Origin of the sequence: Streptomyces sp. P9(2023) (assembly GCF_032436795.1) — a bacterium.
In the GTDB taxonomy this organism is placed as follows: Bacteria; Actinomycetota; Actinomycetes; order Streptomycetales; family Streptomycetaceae; genus Streptomyces.
The window spans coordinates 1-287 of the sequence record NZ_JAUPWM010000350.1 but is presented as its reverse complement, the minus strand read 5'-3'; the positions used below and the strand labels follow the sequence as shown (position 1 = coordinate 287).

Sequence of the window (287 nt, the reverse complement as noted above, 5' to 3'; positions counted from 1 at the left end):
GCCCATGACCACCTGACCCGGACCGGCACCGATCAGCCGCGCGATACGGTCGCCCACGCGGCGCGGCTGCTCATACCAGCCGGCCTTGTTCCAGCCGGTGATAAGCATCTCCGACCACTCGTCCCGCATCATCGTGGCCACGCGCCCGGCTGCGGCCACCGGCATTGGTCCCAGCGAATTGCCATCCAGATAGGTGACGCCGGGCGGCAAATGAAACAGCGCGCGGGTGCGGGTGAAATCGGTCATCTGGTTCTCCCTTTGGCAAAGGGTTAACAGGGGGGCAGGCA

Annotated in this window: 1 pseudogene; it reads right to left on the bottom strand. The window is 65.9% G+C overall.

Annotation, left to right across the window (positions count from 1 at the left end):
• Nucleotides 1–246 (bottom strand): annotated as a pseudogene (locus Q5762_RS37905) (kynureninase); the annotation flags it as partial.
• Nucleotides 247–287 lie beyond the last annotated feature (41 nt).